The following is a 17,089-nucleotide window of genomic DNA, read 5'->3' as shown; positions in this document are numbered from 1 at the left end:
GATGACCTCCCTTGCCCTGAGCATACTGGCCTCAAGCCTCATCTTTATTATCTTTAAGCTATACACCCGCTTCAAGGTCGATACACTATTTGCCATTATTATCAATTATTTTGTAGCCTGTGGAGTGGGGCTTACGCGCTACCACGGTGAGACCAACCTATCTGAAATACCACAAAAACCTTGGTTCTTGGGCACGTTTATCTTAGGCATCCTATTTATAGCCGTCTTTAACCTAATGGCCGCCGCTTCTCAAAAAGTAGGGGTTTCCGTTACCTCAGTAGCCACTAAAATGTCTTTTGTACTACCCGTAATCTTTGGCATTTTCGTTTATGGCGAAGAACTAGGGCCACTTAAAGTTGTCGGAATAGTACTGGCCCTTGCCGCCGTCTATTTTACCTCTATAAAAGAACCGGTAAGAAAGTTCAAAAAAACAGCCCTACTCCTTCCTGCTTTGGTATTCTTGGGTTCGGGCATTATCGACACCAGTTTAAAATACATTCAAGAAGTACATATAAAAGAAGAAGACTACCCCCTTTTTTCGGCGACCGTTTTCGGTTCGGCAGCCTGCATAGGGCTTTTGGTTACCATTTACAAGATGGCGGACCTTCGTTCTAAATTCAATCTGGACACCTTATTGGGCGGCATAAGCCTAGGGGTCGTCAATTATTTTTCAATTTTCTTTTTATTAAAAGCCTTACAAAACGACACACTCAACAGTGCATCGATATTTACAATAAACAATGTGGCCATAGTCATGTTCACCACCCTTTTGGGAATTATTTTGTTCAAGGAAAAAATAAGTCCCAAGAACTGGAGCGGTATTGCCTTGGCCATAACCAGCATCATATTAGTAGCTTTTGGCTAATGGAAAATACAAACGATACATACAAGACCCTCGACAAACCCTCAGAGGAAGTCATGTTCAAAGAAAAGAAAAGTAAGTTTTACGCTTATGCCTATCCCATAGAAACCGAAGCAGAGGTAAAGCCCATAATTGAATCCCTAAAGAAAAAGCATCACACGGCCAACCACGTCTGTTATGCCTGGCAATTAGGCGTTGAACAATTGAGCTATCGCGCCAATGATGACGGAGAGCCCAATAATTCTGCCGGCATGCCCATATACGGACAAATACAATCTTTTGAGGTAACCAATACCTTGGTCGCCGTTGCCCGTATTTTCGGAGGCACCAAGTTGGGTGTAGGCGGATTGATAAGTGCCTATAGAACAGCGGCAAAAATGGCATTGGAGAACGCCGATATTATAGAAAAAATAGAGCAGGAACAGTTTAAACTCAACTTTGAATACGCACAAATGGACATGGTCATGAGGGTCATAAAACAAAAAAATCTGCAGATCGTCTCCCAACAAATGGAAATGCAATGCGAACTGATCCTTTCGGTCAGAAAGCAAGATGTCGCACAAGTAAAAGAGATTTTTGTAGGAATTTACGGAGTTGAACTAACATAAGACTACAAGCTCATTGTTTAGTAGGGCCCACCCATACCGAACGGTTAATTCGACACACCGGAATTTTACAAAACCGAGAAAAAATAGCTTACTTTTTCTCTCTTTTTTCTATGAGTTCCAAGAGGTATTTCGGACACCGAATAGGGCGTTTCGTTCGCATATCCATAAATGCCAAAACAGTACTTGCCTCAACAAGGATTTCCTGCTGCTCATTGTAAATTTTATAGTCAAATTCTATCTTGACGGAGGGCGTTTTTTTGAGCCTGGTTTCAACGCTGATCAGCTCATCATAAAAGGCCGATTTTCTGTAGTTCAATGACAAAGAAACAACTGGCAACATAATGCCGTTTTCTTCCATTCTTTTGTAGGAAATTCCAGTATCCCGCAACCACTCGACCCTTCCCATCTCCAAGTATTGCGCGTAATTCCCGTGATACACCACTCCCATTTGATCCGTCTCCGCATAACGTACTCGGAAAGAAATTTTGTTAAAATACATATATTATCATGTAAAAATTATATCTTTAAAAGATTTCGATTTATTGCTTTTGAACATGCAAAAAAAAAAGGGTAAATTCAATAGGGTTAGATTTTTTTTTTAGTTTTTTTGTTCACATATTTGCCTACCGAGAAAGTACGGATTATCCTCTAGACTTTCTACCGACTTACGAAATCACTAACCAACAAAAATAAGATAAACTTTAAAATGGGTGTTACTGCTATTTCCGTATGGAACAATTGTTTGACCTTTATCAAAGACAACATTCAACCGCAGGCATTCAAAACTTGGTTTGAACCTATCAAACCGGTTAAGTTATCTGACAATGCACTGAGCATTCAGGTACCTAGCAAATTCTTTTACGAATGGTTAGAAGAACACTATGTCAAGTTGTTAAAAGTTGCCCTTACCAAAGAATTAGGTGAGACCGCAAAATTGGTGTACATCATTAGAATGGAAAACACCTATGGCAACAAGGAACCTTTCACCGAAAAGATACCCAGTTCCAACAGGGCGAACATGACGCCTCAGGAAATGGACGTTCCGATAAAATCAAAAAACCCAGAGCTAAAGAACCCTTTTGTAATTCCAGGGATTCGAAATATTAAAATTGAATCGCAGCTCAACCCCAACTATAATTTTGACAACTTTTTGGAAGGAGACTCCAACCGTTTGGCCCGATCTGCCGGTATGGCCGTCGCCAACAAACCTGGAGGAACCTCTTTTAACCCCTTATTGGTCTTCGGTGGAGTAGGTTTAGGAAAAACCCACTTGGCCCATGCCATTGGAGTTGAGATCAAAGACAAATACCCTGAGCGTACCGTACTGTATATTTCAGCGGAAAAGTTCACACAACAATATATTGAATCGGTAAAGAAGAATACCCGAAACGATTTTATCCACTTCTACCAATTGATAGACGTGCTTATTATCGACGACGTTCAGTTCTTGAGCGGAAAATCGGGAACACAAGATGTTTTCTTCCATATTTTCAACCATTTGCACCAAAACGGGAAGCAGGTTATCCTAACCTCCGACAAGGCACCCGTAGACATGCAGGATATTGAACAACGCCTATTGTCCCGTTTCAAGTGGGGCCTATCGGCAGAGCTTCAGAATCCCGATTACGAAACACGGATTTCCATACTAAAGAACAAACTGTATAGAGACGGTGTTGAAATGCCCGATGATATTATCGACTATGTAGCCAAACATATCAAGAGCAATATTCGCGAATTGGAAGGCGCCATTATATCCTTAATAGCCCAATCTTCTTTTAACAAAAAGGAAGTGACCCTAGAACTGGCTCAACAGGTAGTCGAAAAGTTTGTAAAGAACACCAAGCGCGAAGTATCCATAGACTACATTCAAAAAGTAGTTTCCGATTATTTCGAAATGGATGTCGCCACGCTTCAGTCGAAAACGCGAAAGCGCCATATCGTACAAGCAAGACAGCTTGCCATGTTCTTTGCAAAGAAATTCACTAAAGCCTCATTGGCCAGTATTGGCTCGCAAATCGGAAAAAGAGACCACGCTACCGTACTACATGCCTGTAAAACGGTAGATAATTTGGCTGAAACCGACAAGCAGTTCAGAAAATACATCGAAGACCTTACCAAGAAATTCTCTTAATCCCTTATGGAAACCAAAGTTTTAATGGTCTGCCTTGGCAATATTTGCAGGTCGCCATTGGCCGAAGGTATTCTTCAAAGCAAAGTCGACCCTGAAAAGGTCTTTGTCGATTCCGCAGGGACCGGAGGTTACCACATCGGTAACGCCCCCGACCCTAGATCCATAGCGGTTGCCCGAAAATACGGACTGAACATCGAAAATCAGCGCTGTCGTCAATTCCAGAAATCGGACTTTAAAAAATTTGACGTAATTTATGCTATGGACCGTAGCAACCTCAATAACATTTTAAACTTGGCCGATACCCAAGAGGACGCCGAAAAAGTGAAATTATTGCTTACGGAAGTAGAATTGCCCGTCATTGAAGTGCCCGACCCATATTGGGACGACAATGGATTTGACAAGGTATTTCACCTTATAGACAAAGCTTGTACGTCTATCGCCAAAAAACTCTAATGCAATCACAATTATGGCCAACAGAATCGAGAACCAGGGAAAGTTATATCTAATACCCACTACGCTTGGAGATAACGAACCCTTAGAGGTCTTACCTATTTCCATAAAACAGGCAATCGAACAAATTGACCATTACATTGTTGAAAACGAAAAAACAGCCCGGCGATTCATTAAAAAGATCAGCCCTAGGAAATCACAGCCAGGTCTTCATTTATCCGTATTGAACAAATACACCCAGATTGAGGAAATACCCAGCTTTTTACAGCCCTGCCTAGATGGCTTCCATACCGGAATCTTATCAGAAGCAGGCTGCCCCGGCATTGCTGACCCGGGAGCGGAAGTCGTAAAGATCGCTCACGAAAAAAATATTCAGGTAGTACCCTTGGTCGGCCCCTCATCTATCGTACTAGCCCTTATGGCCAGTGGCATGAACGGTCAGAACTTTGCCTTTAACGGTTATTTGCCCATAGATGCCCCAGAACGCAAAAGCACCATTAAACGATTGGAAAAACTCTCTAAAGACCACGGACAATCACAGCTATTTATAGAAACTCCCTATAGAAACGACAAGCTTTTTGCCGAGTTGCTCAAAACACTACATCCCAATACAAAACTATGCATCGCTTGTGACGTCACCCTTCCTACGGAATACATCCTCACCAAGCCCGTGGCCGACTGGAAACGGACTAAAGTAGCATCCCTTCACAAGCGGCCGGCTATTTTTATTATCCAAGGATAAGCCTTCCTTCCTGTATTGTTTTTAATAATACCACAGAAGTCCAAGGCAATACGCCATACCATAATAGAGAGGAATATTTCTTAGATTTGAATAAAAAGACAACACCCTTAGCATTCATTCTACAATTGTAGGCCACGAGCCAATACTCGCTTAATCAATGAACAATTTTAAAAATATCGAATACCTGAAACTTGGCAACAAAAGGCAAAACCAAGCCTACAAAGAACTCAAGGAACTGAATATTTTTGAAAAGCTTAAAAAGTACAACCCCATCTTGACAGGAACGATCCCTATTGATATCGACTTGCCCGAAAGCGATTTAGACATTATTTGCGAATGCAAAGACCATAGAGAATTTTCCGCAGAACTTTTATCCCTATTTGGGAAGAAAACCGATTTTGAGTTGCAATCACACAAAGAGAAGCAAATTCTGTCTACAACCGCAAAGTTCAAGACCGATAGTTTTGAAATTGAGATTTTCGGACAGAACATACCGACCACAAAACAGAATGCCTACCGACATATGGTAATTGAAGACAAAATCTTAAACTCAAAAGGCCCTGAATTTAGAGCCAAAATAAGAAGGCTCAAATCAGGGGGATTAAAAACAGAACCCGCATTCGCCGAACTCTTGGGACTAGAAGGAAATCCTTATACCGAACTATTAAAGCTTGAAACAACAAAGCAAGCAGCGGAAGAATAAGTTCCCCACATCGATTCACTACCATACAGGCCTATAGGTTCAACTTCCCCCAAACATCGACGCACAGCATGGCACCGGAAGCCGCTTTTATAAAAAACACATACCTATGAGCTATAAAAAAACAAACCCCAATATTACTATTGGGGCCTGCTCATCTTCATATGTACATTAGATCTTATATAAAAGATGTTATACTTTAGGGTTACGTTTAGGGGAAACATGGGAAATATCATAGCCTGAAAACTTTTTCATGTATTCCGCTATGGTCGTACCATAACTGTCCGACACGTCAAAAGCCCCCCAAGAACGCAAGTACTTCTTAACGTTTCCTGCTCCGGCCAAATGCGCCGCGGCCAACATTCCCAATTCTGTTATCTCTACCCCACCTATTCGTTTTCCAACGAAACGTGCGATATCTCTTCGCAGAATCCATTTGTTACGGGCTATATTTGTGTGAAAAGCCCGCTCTTGCAACACAGGATCGTTCAAGAAACGTGTTGCGTTATAAACACCCATAAGCTGTAAGGTACCGATACCGAATTGGTATTTTCCCAAATACCCTAGAGTATTCGTTGTAAAATAATTCCCTTGCGATTCTTTGAACGCAAGAGCTTCTTTAAATCCGATATACGAACTCCCCAAAAAGGGCGGAGCCAATAATATCGAACTATTAACGGTTTTGTTTTTGGGGAACAAAACCTCAGTAGGTTGAGTTACTTTAAGGGTTTCGGGTACTTTCACCTCTTTAGGTTCAAAACCGAAACTCAATAAAATAAAGGTAATGATCAGGGGGCTTGTAAAACTTAGCCACTTTCTCATACATTAAATTTCCTAAGACTTACGAAAAAAATAACCTGCTTAGATTTCGAAGGGCAAAGATAAGCCTGAATTAAAGTTTGAACCTAGAAGGCTTTGTTAAAAAAACATATATTTAGTTAACAAGTCATAAACAATGGACAAAATACCTACCTTTTTATCTTTTGTGAATTGATCCACTGGACATATTGCGCCTTATTTCGGTTGTGTTGGGCCAGAGTTTTTGCAAACTTATGGTAACCGAAATTCTCTACGTTCGCTACAAAATACAGATAGTCGTGCTTTTCAGGATTGAGTACGGCATCGATGGCGGAAATATCGGGCATAGCAATGGGACCGGGAGGTAGACCCGCATATTTATAGGTATTGTAAGGGGAATCCAACTCAAGGTCTTTATACAAAACCCTCTTGATAACCGCCTTAAAATTACCCGTGTGCTTTTTTAACGCATATATTACGGTAGGATCGGCCTGTAATAAAATTCCCCTTTGCAATCGGTTCAGGTACACCCCTGCCACACGGGGTCGCTCGTCTACTTTTGCGGTTTCCTTGTGTACTACCGAAGCCAATGTTATGACTTCTTCAGGCGAAAGTCCCATTTTTTTGGCCTTGGCCAAGCGTTCTTCCGTCCAAAAGCGCCTATATTCCTTAAGCATACGATCACGAAATTCTTCTGCAGAAGAATTCCAAAAGAACTCATAGCTGTTAGGGATATACATAGCCAGGCGTGTTGCTTCTTCAAAACCGTTCGCTTTTAAAAACGCCTCATCCGTAAAAGCTTTCAACAAGGTCAAACTATCGGGCTCGATCTGCATGGCTATTCTTCCCGCCAAATCGGCAATGGTTTCCTGATTGTTAAAGGCTACCCTTACCGGAACGTTTTTGCTTCGTAAGGAATTTACGATGTCATTGTTGTTCATTCCTTTTACAATAGCATACTTCCCCCCTTTTACATTGGCCGCGTACCCTTTGCGGATAGCTATTTGTTCAAATGATTCGGGATCTTTCAAAAGAGGCTCCACCAACCCCTTTACATCATCAAAACTGGCATCCGACGGAACGAACACATAAGCCTTTTCATTATTGAAGCTTGTATTCGGGCTAAATACGGCGTTATAGACCTTATATGCAAAAACTCCCCCGCCAACGAGACCGGCAAGTACTATGATCAAAAGAATTCGTCTGATATACATTAAGCGTTTATTTTTTGGAACAAAATTTCATTTTTATATCCTCCTTCGGAAAAAATCCAATCTTTTTTCAGGCCTACTTCTTCAAATCCCATTTTTTTGAACAAATGGATACTAGCATCGTTCCCTTCCATTACATTGGCGTACAACTGATGCAGAGCCAAAGTTCCGAAGGCATAGTCACAAAGCAACTGTAAGGCCTCTGAACCTACTCCCTTATCCCTATCCCCTTTATTCAGAACGACGATACCTACGCCGGCCCTGGCATTTTTGGGGTCAAAATCGAAGAGGTCTATAAACCCTATGGCCAAGTCGTCTTGGTTGCAGATACAGAGACGCAACTGTTTTACGTCGTATATATCGCGATAGGCATTATCTAAATAAAGTTTTAAGACGTGTTTTGAGTACGGGGTAACCGTTCCGCTGATTTCCCAAATTTCCGGATTATTCTCCAATTCGTACAGAAAATCAAGGTCTCCCGGCTCTAGGGCCCTTAAAATCACATGTTTCCCTACAAGACTCAACATTCTATCTCCCCTTTGAACACCTGCTCGGCAGGACCGATCAAGTGAATGTTTTGATATACTCCATTGCGTTCTTCAAGCTTCACCCGAAGTTCGCCCCCTTGTGTCTGTATCTTAACGGTATCGGTAGAAACCTTTCCCGCACGATGCATGGCAATAGCCACGGCGGTAACGCCCGTACCACACGACAAGGTCTCGTCTTCAACGCCCCGTTCGTAGGTTCTTACGGCAAAACCGGCATCATTTAACCCCTCTACAAAATTGATATTGCTACCGATTTGCCCGTAAAGGCCATACCTTAATTTCTTCCCTTCCTTAAAGACCTGAAAATCCTTAATATCGTCAACCATCTGCACGTGATGCGGTGAGCCGGTATCTAAAAAGACGTAGTCAGGTTTTTCCTTTATTTCAGAAACATCTTGCATTTGCAAGCTAACGATACCGTCTTCAACTGTTGCCCGATGCTTACCATCGGCCGCATTGAACAAGGTCTCTTTATCGATAACCCCCAGAAACTTCGCAAAAGCCACCGTACAACGACCTCCGTTACCACAAAGACTTCCTTCGTTTCCATCGGCATTATAGTAGACCATCCGGAAATCTGTCAATTCGTCATTCTCTAATAAGATAAGACCGTCCGCCCCTATGCCAAACTTTCGATCACACAAACGCGCTACGAGTTTGGTATCATTTTTGGGAAATAACAACTGTCGGTTGTCTATCATTACAAAATCGTTTCCTGTGCCCTGATATTTGAAAAATTCGAGTGTCATACGTATATTTAAAGGCACAAATATAGGGTTTTATCGTCTTTGAAATGAACAGGACAATGCAGTAGTTATAAGCCTGTATTTCTTTGGATTAAGATTTATTTGGCAGTTAAAAAGTAGTTAAAGCAAATTTAATACTCTTTAAAAACGACTAATTTTAACATATCAAAAGATTAAAACACAATAAAATGAAGAAAATTGCCAGTACCTTTTTTATCGCCCTGATTGCTGGAGCAATTACCTTGGGCAGCTACAAACTATTTTTTGAGAACACCAATTACGCCGTTATTTCCCAAAATGAAGGGGAGTCGGTTTTCAATACAAGTTTAACCCCTACCTCGCCGAAGGGCTCCGGGATCAATGAAGTCGATTTTACGGTAGCGGCCGAAACCACGGTAAACGCCGTAGTTCACGTCAAGAACGTAACCATAGACAGGACTCCCCATAGTTTTATGGATTTTTTCTACGGGAGCGGAGGAAACCAAAGACCACAAGTAGGCACGGGGTCAGGTGTAATCATCTCTCAAGACGGATATATCGTAACCAATAATCACGTTATTAGCAAAGCTACCAAGTTACAGGTGACCCTGAACAACAACAAGACCTACGACGCCGAGCTAGTGGGAACCGACCCTAATTCAGACATTGCCCTGATCAAAATAGATGCCGGAAAAAACCTGCCTTACTTGGCTTTTGGGGATTCCGACCATGTAAAGATCGGGGAATGGGTTTTGGCCGTTGGCAACCCCTTCAACCTTACATCTACGGTTACCGCAGGTATCGTTAGCGCCAAGGCCCGTGACTTGGGAAGAAATCAATCGTTTATTCAAACCGATGCCGCAGTAAACCCAGGTAACAGTGGGGGCGCCCTAGTGAACACCAATGGGGACCTTGTTGGAATCAATACCGCGATCACCTCACAAACTGGAAGTTATGTTGGATATTCATTTGCGGTACCCAGCAATATTGCAAAAAAGGTTGTCGACGATATTCTAGAATACGGCAACGTTCAAAAAGGCATACTAGGTATTTCCGCCTTAAACGTAAATACGCCTTACGCCATCGAAAACGGTCTTAACGAAATAGAAGGGGTTTATGTATCAGGCGTAGAAGAAGGAACCGGCGCCGAGGAAGCCGAACTTCAAGAAGGAGACATCATTAAAAAAATAGATGAAATCAAGGTGCGTAAATTTGCCGACCTCACAGGTTACCTATCCGCAAAACGTCCTGAAGACACCGTAGAACTTACTATTGACAGAGATGGTGATATATTTACGGTACCGGTGGTACTTAAGAAAAGACAAACGGTAATTGTTCCCGTCATGGGCCTTGAAGTCAAAAACTTGACCAAGGAGGACATGAAGAAATTCAAAACCAAAAAAGGGGTAAAAGTAGTCGGTGTACCTGAAACCTATAGAGGAAACGGCCTTGAAAACAAGGTGCTATTATCGGTAAACGACAATGAAATCAACGATATCGAAGAAGCCCGCGCCCTATTTGGAAGTATTTCGAGATACGGAAGGACAAGTATTACCATGGTTAATGAAAAAGGAGAAAGGGAACGCCTCATATTTCAATAATCCATTAGAATATTCAATTTACAAACGCCCTTTTTGAGGGCGTTTTTTTGTTTTAATTCGTTCCAAATGACACAAAATAACTAGTTTTACATCAAAAATATAACTCAACCCGACAAATGAAATCAAACGCCTCTTATGAAAAAGAATTGGCCTTTCAAGCGGACAGAAGAAAGGCTACTACGGAATTCATTAAACTTGTCAGCGACCTTTGGTATGACAAGACCATAGAAATCGTGCTTTTCAAAAACCAGGTCATCGACAAAAATGTGAGCGACATTATCAATTTGCACGAATACGCCGGGGAGTTTGTGCAAAAACCGATCTCGATTTTCGACTCTACGGAAATCTTGCGGGCCATAAACGACATCAAGCTCCCTCCTGCCAAACTTGATATTGGCAAATTGACTTACGAGTACCATTCCGACAACAATGATTTTGACGACATCAAAGCCTTTGTTTACAACAAGCTTAAAGATGCCGACGAAGCCATTCCCTTTAAGCCCAAAGACATTGTGCTATACGGTTTTGGTAGGATAGGCCGAATTTTGGCCCGTGAACTGATGGCCAAAACAGGCCAAGGCAACCAACTACGACTTAGGGCCATTGTCACCCGCGACGCCCAAGACGAGGCCCTATTGGAAAAAAGGGCGAATTTGCTCCGTATCGATTCGATCCATGGTAAATTTTCAGGCACCGTTGAAGTCGACGCCAAAAACAAGGCCCTTATCATCAACGGCACTACGGTATATATGATCAGGGCCGACCGTCCCGAATCAATAGACTATACGAAATACGGCATCAACAACGCCCTAATCATTGACAATACGGGAGCCTTCAGGAACAAAGAAGAACTTTCTCGCCATTTAAAGGCCGAAGGGGCGTCTCAAGTATTGTTGACCGCACCGGGCAAGGAAGTCCCCAATATTGTACACGGTGTCAACCATAAAATGTACGACCCCGACGCTATAGAGATTTTTTCGGCGGCATCGTGCACAACCAATGCCATCACCCCCATACTCAGCATCATCGAAGACAGTCTGGGCATCGTAAAAGGACACTTAGAGACCATACACGCTTACACCAACGACCAAAACTTGGTCGACAATATGCACAAAAAGCATCGACGCGGTAGAGCCGCGGCATTAAATATGGTCATTACGGAAACAGGCGCCGGCCAAGCCGTGGCAAAGGCCCTACCCCAATTAAAGGGCAAATTAACCTCAAATGCCATACGTGTACCGGTTCCCAATGGTTCCCTGGCCATATTGAACCTTGAGGTCAAGAACAAGACTTCGGTTGAAGGCATTAATACCATTCTAAAAAAATATGCCCTCGAAGGCGATTTGGTAGAACAGATCAAGTACTCCCTGAGCAAAGAACTGGTTTCATCGGATGTGGTCGGCACCAACGCCCCTTCGATTTACGACAGCAACGCCACCATCGTAAGTGCAAACGGAAAAAACATCATATTATATGTGTGGTATGATAACGAATATGGATACTCACATCAAGTGATTCGCTTGGCCAAGTATATAGCCAAGGTCAGACGCTACACCTATTATTGATTTTAAAACAGTTACAAGGGTATCGTTTCACCTAATTATCGGAGTATTTCTCAATGAATACCAACCTTATCCTTGATTTTTTTTATTAATTGATATTATTGGATTACTTTAGTCGCCTCTAAATCATTAATTCAAAGATTCACTTCAACATGAAAGGTTTTAGAATACTTTTACTTATTACCGCTTTAATGGCGTTCAACCTACAATTCGCCCAGGAAGAAGAAGCCGGGGCGAAAGATGAGCTGTCGCTTGAAAAAGGCCCCATAGACAGTCAGTTTGAATATATATTCACAAAGTCGGGCAATTATAGGGCTGACGGAAAAAAATACGAAGTTGTTCGTACCATTTCCTTAGACAAACTACGTCAAAACGTGTTGGATACCCTTAGTGGTTACAATAAACGGGCCGCTGAATTAAAAGCTACCATTGCAGGGCACGAATCTACTATCGGTTCACTTAACAAGAAATTGGAAGAGACAACCAATAACCTTGCAGCGGTAACCGAAGAAAAAGACAGTATGTCGTTTTTAGGCATTATGGTATCAAAAAGTACTTATAACGGTATTCTTTGGACTGTTATCGCTTCGCTTTTGGCCTTGTTGCTTTTCTTTATCTATAAGTTCAGGAACAGCAACTACCTAACCCAAGAAGCCAAGACCAATTTGGCCGAGCTAGAAACGGAATACGAAGACCACAGACGTCGCGCTCTCGAAAGAGAACAAAAAATAAGCAGGCAACTGCAAGACGAAATCAACAAGTACAAAAAACAGAAATAAAAAAAGCTCCTCACGGAGCTTTTTTTATGGGATATACCAAGTGATTTTCGCGGGCGCAGTTCCAACTACCCCGTCAATAAGAAATGCCTTTTTCCGTGGGAAGCCCTATTGAGCTTTCACCACTAAAGACACCAAACACCGAGCTTGGGGAATCGCTCGAGTCAACCGATTCAAAAACGGCATAGGGTGTTTGGATAAAAAAATTCGCCCTCTTTTCACTACTTTTGCCCACTAATTCATTTCAGAAATAAAAATGCGCATAGACATCATAACCGTTTTACCAGAATTACTCGAAAGTCCCTTTGCCGCATCCATTATGAAACGGGCCGTTGAAAAAGGCCTAGTGGAAGTACACATGCACAATTTAAGGGACTATACCGACAAGAGTTACAACCAGGTAGATGATTATCAATTTGGGGGTGGAGCAGGTATGGTGCTTATGATCGAACCTATAGACAAGTGCATTTCCCAACTGAAGTCGGAAAGAGATTATGACGAGGTTATTTATATGACCCCAGATGGGGAGACTTTAAACCAGCGTATGGCCAACGGATTATCGCTATTGAACAATGTAATCATTTTATGTGGCCATTATAAAGGTGTGGACCAAAGGGTACGCGACGCTTTTATCACTCGGGAAATCTCAATAGGCGATTATGTCCTTTCAGGGGGCGAACTGGGGGCCGCCATACTTTGCGATGCGGTCATTCGGCTTATACCTGGCGTACTCAACAACGAAACCTCTGCCCTAACCGATACCTTTCAAGACGACCTTCTAGCGCCACCGGTTTACACCAGACCATCGGAATACAAAGGAATGAAAGTACCCGACATCCTACTGAGCGGCAACTTTCCCAAAATAGAAAAATGGCGCGAAGACCAGGCCCAAAAAAGAACGGAGAAACTACGCCCCGATTTACTGAAATAAGGCCATTCTTTCCTACACCACAAAAAATCAGTAAAATATATTGCAAATTCTAATTTATAGACTATTTTTGCAGCCTGTTAAATCAACCTCTGACGAAAATCGTGAATGTTGACCATAACATAATCATTAAAACCATATCATGGAAGCATTATTAAAATTCGTAGAAGACGAGTTTGTTCCAAAAAAAGAATTTCCTGAATTTTCAGCTGGTGATACCATTACGGTATACTACGAAATTAAGGAAGGTGAAAAAACACGTACGCAGTTTTTTAGAGGCGTCGTAATTCAAAGAAGAGGTTCTGGTTCTACCGAAACCTTTACAATCCGTAAAATGTCAGGTACTATAGGTGTTGAGCGTATCTTCCCTATCAATATGCCGGCCTTACAGAAGATTGAAGTTAACAAAAGAGGTAAAGTACGTAGAGCTCGTATCTTCTACTTTAGAGGCCTTACCGGTAAAAAAGCACGTATCAAAGAGATTCGTTCTTAAACCAAAAGACATATGTTTTGAAAATCCCGCAATAGCGGGATTTTTTCGTTATGAACAATTGTTAATAGCTTAAGTTCATAACATGTTGATTTTAAATATGTTAAATGTTTAGGCTAGAGCAATATTTTTTACTAAATTTATAAAACAATAATAAAGCAGCTCTGTCGAATGAGAGGTTTTAAAATTGTTATAGAGTTAGCGTTCTTTATATTGTTGTTTAGGTTTTGTGAATATTTGAACATTCGATCGGCGTAGACTGAAAGACGTTCAATAAGCAAAACGAGCATATCTTCAAAGGGCTGTCGCCTTTTGACCAAGGATAATGTGATCGTAATAATCCAGAAGGGAAGACACTGATCCAAACTTAGGATGGCATGCGAGTAAATAACAAGAAGGGTGTTTTAATTGTAGCTTGGTCGCATACCGTAGTACAATTAGCCCCCAAACGTTGAAATTGTGAAGCGAACGCAATCAATGGTTGCCGATCTGTCGAAAGAACAGGGAAGAAAATTTGCAATACCAATTTCTAAAAAGCCATATCAATGTACACGTACAATGATATGGCTTTTGTTTTGCCTTTTTCTTACATAATTCTCAATCTTTTTGTTAAAATACAATTAAGAGAGGTACAGACCACAACAAGCGCCTATCTTTTGCTCGCAAGAATACATAAAATCGTATATTTGCTCCGCTTTAAATTAAACCTTTCCTTACATGTCCAAAATATTTTACACAAAAACTGACGAAGCGCCAGCTTTGGCTACACTATCTTTTCTTCCAATTGTAAAAGCTTTTACCAAAACCGCCGATATTGGCATAGAGACCAAAGATATTTCTTTGGCCGGAAGAATTATAGCGGCATTTCCCGATTTCTTAAAGGAAGAACAACGAATAGCGAACGACTTGGAAGAGTTGGGAGCCCTAGCAAAAAGCCCGGAAGCGAACATTATCAAACTTCCTAACATTAGTGCTTCCGTTCCTCAATTGAACGAGGCTATCAAAGAACTTCAAGACAAAGGATACGCCTTGCCAAATTATCCGGACGAGCCTTCAAACGACACTGAAAAAGACATAAAGTCGAGATACGACAAAATCAAAGGTAGTGCGGTAAACCCCGTACTCCGAGAAGGAAACTCTGATCGTAGGGCCCCAAGAGCCGTGAAAAACTACGCCAAGCAGAACCCCCACTCCATGGGAGCTTGGAGTCCTGATTCAAAAACCCATGTGGCCACAATGGAACACGGGGACTTTAAGGCCAATGAAAAATCATTGACCCTTCCAAAAGCCACCGATATACGAATCGAATTGGTAAAGAACGATGGCGGTACGGTTGTCCTTAAAGATAAACTAAGCCTTTTAGAAGGTGAGATCATCGATGCTACCATAATGAGCAAAAAAGCCTTGGTTACCTTCCTTAAAGAGCAAATCCAAGATGCCAAAGATAAAGGTGTTTTGTTTTCGCTCCACATGAAGGCCACTATGATGAAAGTCTCCGACCCTGTCATTTTTGGCCATGCCGTAGAGGTTTTCTTTGCCGATGTGTTCAAAAAATACGAAGACACCTTTAAATCGTTAGGTGTTAGTGCCAATGACGGACTCGAAAACTTGTTCGTTAAGCTTAATGAATTACCTGAAGACCAAAGGGAAGCCATTGAAAAAGATATAGAAAAAACCATAACCGAGGGTCCCGACCTAGCTATGGTAAATTCCGATAAAGGCATTACCAACCTTCACGTTCCCAGCGATATTATCATCGATGCCTCTATGCCGGCCATGATCCGTAATTCAGGGAAAATGTGGAATGCCGAAGGCAAGCTGCAAGACACCAAAGCGGTTATACCTGACAGTAGCTATGCGGAAATATACGCTGCAACCATAGATTTTTGCAAGAAACACGGAGCTTTTGACCCCACTACCATGGGTACTGTGCCCAATGTAGGTCTAATGGCACAAAAAGCCGAAGAATACGGGTCTCACGACAAAACTTTTGAAATTGGCGCCTCAGGTGTGGTGAATGTTGTAGACCTCCATTCAGGTGAAGTTCTAGAACAGCACACCGTAGAAGAGGGTGACATCTGGCGTATGTGCCAAGTGAAAGATGCCCCTATCCAAGATTGGATCAAGTTGGCGGTATCAAGGGCCCGAGCCACTAACGACCCTGCCGTTTTCTGGTTAGATGAAAATCGTGCCCATGATGTAGAATTGATCAAAAAAGTAAAAGCCTACCTTCCCGACCACGATACTACCGGTTTGGATATTCGCATTCTTTCACCTAAAAAAGCTACCGAGTTTACCTTGGCACGCATGAAGGAAGGCAAGGATACCATTTCCGTTTCCGGAAACGTACTTAGGGATTACTTAACCGACCTTTTCCCTATATTGGAAGTAGGTACCAGCGCCAAAATGCTTTCTATAGTACCACTTATGAACGGTGGCGGACTTTTTGAGACCGGTGCCGGTGGATCTGCCCCAAAACACGTAGAGCAATTTTTGGAAGAAGGCCATTTACGATGGGATTCGCTCGGGGAATTCCTTGCACTAGGAGTTTCCCTAGAGTTTTACGGGGAAAAGAACAAAAATAAAAAAGCCCGAATTTTAGGTGATGCCCTAGATAGCGCCACCGAAAAATTCTTGGTTAACGATAAATCGCCTTCAAGAAAGGTCAAGGAAATCGATACAAGGGGAAGCCACTTCTTTTTAGCCATGTACTGGGCCGAAGCCTTGGCCAATCAATCGGAAGACCCAGAATTGCAAGCAACTTTCAAAAAAGTGTTCGAAAGCATCCAAGCGGAAGAATCCAAGATTATTGATGAGTTGATGCAGGCACAGGGAAGTCCTCAAAACATCGGGGGCTATTACAAGCCTGATGACATTCTTGTAGAAGAAGCCATGAGGCCTAGTAAAACTTTTAATGCTATATTGGAAACGGTGTAATTTCAATAGCATAGCATCTG

17 protein-coding genes are annotated in these 17,089 nt (G+C 42.0%); 12 read left to right on the top strand and 5 right to left on the bottom strand.

The window, feature by feature from the left end; genetic code table 11:
* Nucleotide 1 precedes the first annotated feature (1 nt).
* Together BW980_RS09440 and BW980_RS09435 are read left to right on the top strand one after the other, a co-directional pair.
* Nucleotides 2–865, top strand: coding sequence for a DMT family transporter (locus BW980_RS09440; protein ID WP_076454991.1), 864 nt, complete (start codon nucleotides 2–4; stop codon nucleotides 863–865).
* On the top strand, nucleotides 865–1,470 hold the full coding sequence (locus BW980_RS09435; protein ID WP_076454990.1) for an IMPACT family protein: 606 nt from the start codon (nucleotides 865–867) through the stop codon (nucleotides 1,468–1,470). The genes BW980_RS09440 and BW980_RS09435 overlap by 1 nt, the downstream gene beginning before the upstream one ends.
* Nucleotides 1,471–1,558: 88 nt before the next feature.
* Here BW980_RS09435 and BW980_RS09430 read toward each other — a convergent pair whose 3' ends face one another.
* Nucleotides 1,559–1,969: an acyl-CoA thioesterase gene (locus BW980_RS09430; RefSeq protein ID WP_076454989.1), complete on the bottom strand. Its 411-nt coding sequence runs from the start codon at nucleotides 1,967–1,969 to the stop codon at nucleotides 1,559–1,561.
* 207 nt (nucleotides 1,970–2,176) lie between these two features.
* Between BW980_RS09430 and dnaA the strand changes: the two genes are divergently transcribed.
* The 4 genes from dnaA (at nucleotide 2,177) to BW980_RS09410 (ending at nucleotide 5,496) form a co-directional block, all read left to right on the top strand.
* Entirely contained in the window at nucleotides 2,177–3,601 is a 1,425-nt protein-coding gene (gene dnaA, locus BW980_RS09425; protein ID WP_013991386.1) for a chromosomal replication initiator protein DnaA, read from the top strand.
* Between the two features lie 6 nt (nucleotides 3,602–3,607).
* Complete coding sequence (locus BW980_RS09420; protein WP_076454988.1) at nucleotides 3,608–4,054, top strand: low molecular weight protein-tyrosine-phosphatase; 447 nt, start codon at nucleotides 3,608–3,610, stop codon at nucleotides 4,052–4,054.
* A gap of 13 nt (nucleotides 4,055–4,067) precedes the next feature.
* Nucleotides 4,068–4,793, top strand: a complete 726-nt coding sequence (locus BW980_RS09415; protein WP_076454987.1) for an SAM-dependent methyltransferase — start codon at nucleotides 4,068–4,070, stop codon at nucleotides 4,791–4,793.
* Between the two features lie 157 nt (nucleotides 4,794–4,950).
* Nucleotides 4,951–5,496 carry a DUF4269 domain-containing protein gene (locus BW980_RS09410; RefSeq protein WP_076454986.1) on the top strand — a complete coding sequence of 182 codons (546 nt, stop codon included), beginning with the start codon at nucleotides 4,951–4,953 and terminating at the stop codon, nucleotides 5,494–5,496.
* A 189-nt stretch (nucleotides 5,497–5,685) separates the two neighbouring features.
* Here BW980_RS09410 and BW980_RS09405 read toward each other — a convergent pair whose 3' ends face one another.
* The 4 genes from BW980_RS09405 to dapF form a co-directional block, all read right to left on the bottom strand.
* Entirely contained in the window at nucleotides 5,686–6,315 is a 630-nt protein-coding gene (locus BW980_RS09405) for a hypothetical protein (RefSeq protein WP_076454985.1), read from the bottom strand.
* Between the two features lie 146 nt (nucleotides 6,316–6,461).
* Entirely contained in the window at nucleotides 6,462–7,505 is a 1,044-nt protein-coding gene (mltG, locus tag BW980_RS09400) for an endolytic transglycosylase MltG (protein WP_076454984.1), read from the bottom strand.
* Nucleotides 7,505–8,029 carry a GNAT family N-acetyltransferase gene (locus BW980_RS09395; protein WP_076454983.1) on the bottom strand — a complete coding sequence of 175 codons (525 nt, stop codon included), beginning with the start codon at nucleotides 8,027–8,029 and terminating at the stop codon, nucleotides 7,505–7,507. Before BW980_RS09395 ends, mltG begins: the two co-directional genes overlap by 1 nt.
* On the bottom strand, nucleotides 8,023–8,799 hold the full coding sequence (gene dapF / locus BW980_RS09390) for a diaminopimelate epimerase (RefSeq protein WP_076454982.1): 777 nt from the start codon (nucleotides 8,797–8,799) through the stop codon (nucleotides 8,023–8,025). The genes BW980_RS09395 and dapF overlap by 7 nt, the downstream gene beginning before the upstream one ends.
* Before the next feature lie 185 nt (nucleotides 8,800–8,984).
* Here dapF and BW980_RS09385 point away from each other — a divergent pair, with 185 nt between their 5' ends.
* The 6 genes from BW980_RS09385 (at nucleotide 8,985) to BW980_RS09360 (ending at nucleotide 17,069) form a co-directional block, all read left to right on the top strand.
* Nucleotides 8,985–10,376 (top strand): S1C family serine protease, encoded by a 1,392-nt coding sequence (locus tag BW980_RS09385; protein ID WP_076454981.1) that lies wholly within the window; start codon nucleotides 8,985–8,987, stop codon nucleotides 10,374–10,376.
* 116 nt (nucleotides 10,377–10,492) lie between these two features.
* Entirely contained in the window at nucleotides 10,493–11,941 is a 1,449-nt protein-coding gene (locus BW980_RS09380; RefSeq protein WP_076454980.1) for a glyceraldehyde-3-phosphate dehydrogenase, read from the top strand.
* 149 nt (nucleotides 11,942–12,090) lie between these two features.
* Complete coding sequence (locus BW980_RS09375) at nucleotides 12,091–12,717, top strand: tRNA (guanine-N1)-methyltransferase (RefSeq protein ID WP_076454979.1); 627 nt, start codon at nucleotides 12,091–12,093, stop codon at nucleotides 12,715–12,717.
* Nucleotides 12,718–12,970: 253 nt separating this feature from the next.
* Nucleotides 12,971–13,645, top strand: coding sequence for a tRNA (guanosine(37)-N1)-methyltransferase TrmD (trmD, locus tag BW980_RS09370; RefSeq protein ID WP_076454978.1), 675 nt, complete (start codon nucleotides 12,971–12,973; stop codon nucleotides 13,643–13,645).
* 139 nt (nucleotides 13,646–13,784) lie between these two features.
* Nucleotides 13,785–14,135: a 50S ribosomal protein L19 gene (gene rplS, locus BW980_RS09365; RefSeq protein ID WP_013991399.1), complete on the top strand. Its 351-nt coding sequence runs from the start codon at nucleotides 13,785–13,787 to the stop codon at nucleotides 14,133–14,135.
* A 714-nt stretch (nucleotides 14,136–14,849) separates the two neighbouring features.
* Nucleotides 14,850–17,069, top strand: a complete 2,220-nt coding sequence (locus BW980_RS09360) for an NADP-dependent isocitrate dehydrogenase (protein WP_076454977.1) — start codon at nucleotides 14,850–14,852, stop codon at nucleotides 17,067–17,069.
* Nucleotides 17,070–17,089: the final 20 nt, after the last annotated feature.

Origin of the sequence: Zobellia uliginosa, assembly GCF_900156625.1 — a bacterium.
GTDB classification, from domain to species: domain Bacteria; phylum Bacteroidota; class Bacteroidia; order Flavobacteriales; family Flavobacteriaceae; genus Zobellia; species Zobellia uliginosa.
The sequence above is the reverse complement of the archived record's forward strand: the minus strand, read 5'-3'. Positions and strand labels throughout refer to the sequence as shown.

Coding starts and splice junctions, on each gene's coding strand:
- rplS (WP_013991399.1), top strand. CDS start 13,785: ATGGAAGCATTATTAAAATTCGTAGAAGACGAGTTTGTTCCAAAAAAA.
- trmD (WP_076454978.1), top strand. CDS start 12,971: ATGCGCATAGACATCATAACCGTTTTACCAGAATTACTCGAAAGTCCC.
- BW980_RS09435 (WP_076454990.1), top strand. CDS start 865: ATGGAAAATACAAACGATACATACAAGACCCTCGACAAACCCTCAGAG.
- BW980_RS09395 (WP_076454983.1), bottom strand. CDS start 8,029: ATGTTGAGTCTTGTAGGGAAACATGTGATTTTAAGGGCCCTAGAGCCG.
- mltG (WP_076454984.1), bottom strand. CDS start 7,505: ATGTATATCAGACGAATTCTTTTGATCATAGTACTTGCCGGTCTCGTT.
- BW980_RS09420 (WP_076454988.1), top strand. CDS start 3,608: ATGGAAACCAAAGTTTTAATGGTCTGCCTTGGCAATATTTGCAGGTCG.
- BW980_RS09415 (WP_076454987.1), top strand. CDS start 4,068: ATGGCCAACAGAATCGAGAACCAGGGAAAGTTATATCTAATACCCACT.
- BW980_RS09440 (WP_076454991.1), top strand. CDS start 2: ATGACCTCCCTTGCCCTGAGCATACTGGCCTCAAGCCTCATCTTTATT.
- BW980_RS09375 (WP_076454979.1), top strand. CDS start 12,091: ATGAAAGGTTTTAGAATACTTTTACTTATTACCGCTTTAATGGCGTTC.
- BW980_RS09430 (WP_076454989.1), bottom strand. CDS start 1,969: ATGTATTTTAACAAAATTTCTTTCCGAGTACGTTATGCGGAGACGGAT.
- dnaA (WP_013991386.1), top strand. CDS start 2,177: ATGGGTGTTACTGCTATTTCCGTATGGAACAATTGTTTGACCTTTATC.
- BW980_RS09380 (WP_076454980.1), top strand. CDS start 10,493: ATGAAATCAAACGCCTCTTATGAAAAAGAATTGGCCTTTCAAGCGGAC.
- BW980_RS09410 (WP_076454986.1), top strand. CDS start 4,951: ATGAACAATTTTAAAAATATCGAATACCTGAAACTTGGCAACAAAAGG.
- BW980_RS09360 (WP_076454977.1), top strand. CDS start 14,850: ATGTCCAAAATATTTTACACAAAAACTGACGAAGCGCCAGCTTTGGCT.
- BW980_RS09405 (WP_076454985.1), bottom strand. CDS start 6,315: ATGAGAAAGTGGCTAAGTTTTACAAGCCCCCTGATCATTACCTTTATT.
- dapF (WP_076454982.1), bottom strand. CDS start 8,799: ATGACACTCGAATTTTTCAAATATCAGGGCACAGGAAACGATTTTGTA.
- BW980_RS09385 (WP_076454981.1), top strand. CDS start 8,985: ATGAAGAAAATTGCCAGTACCTTTTTTATCGCCCTGATTGCTGGAGCA.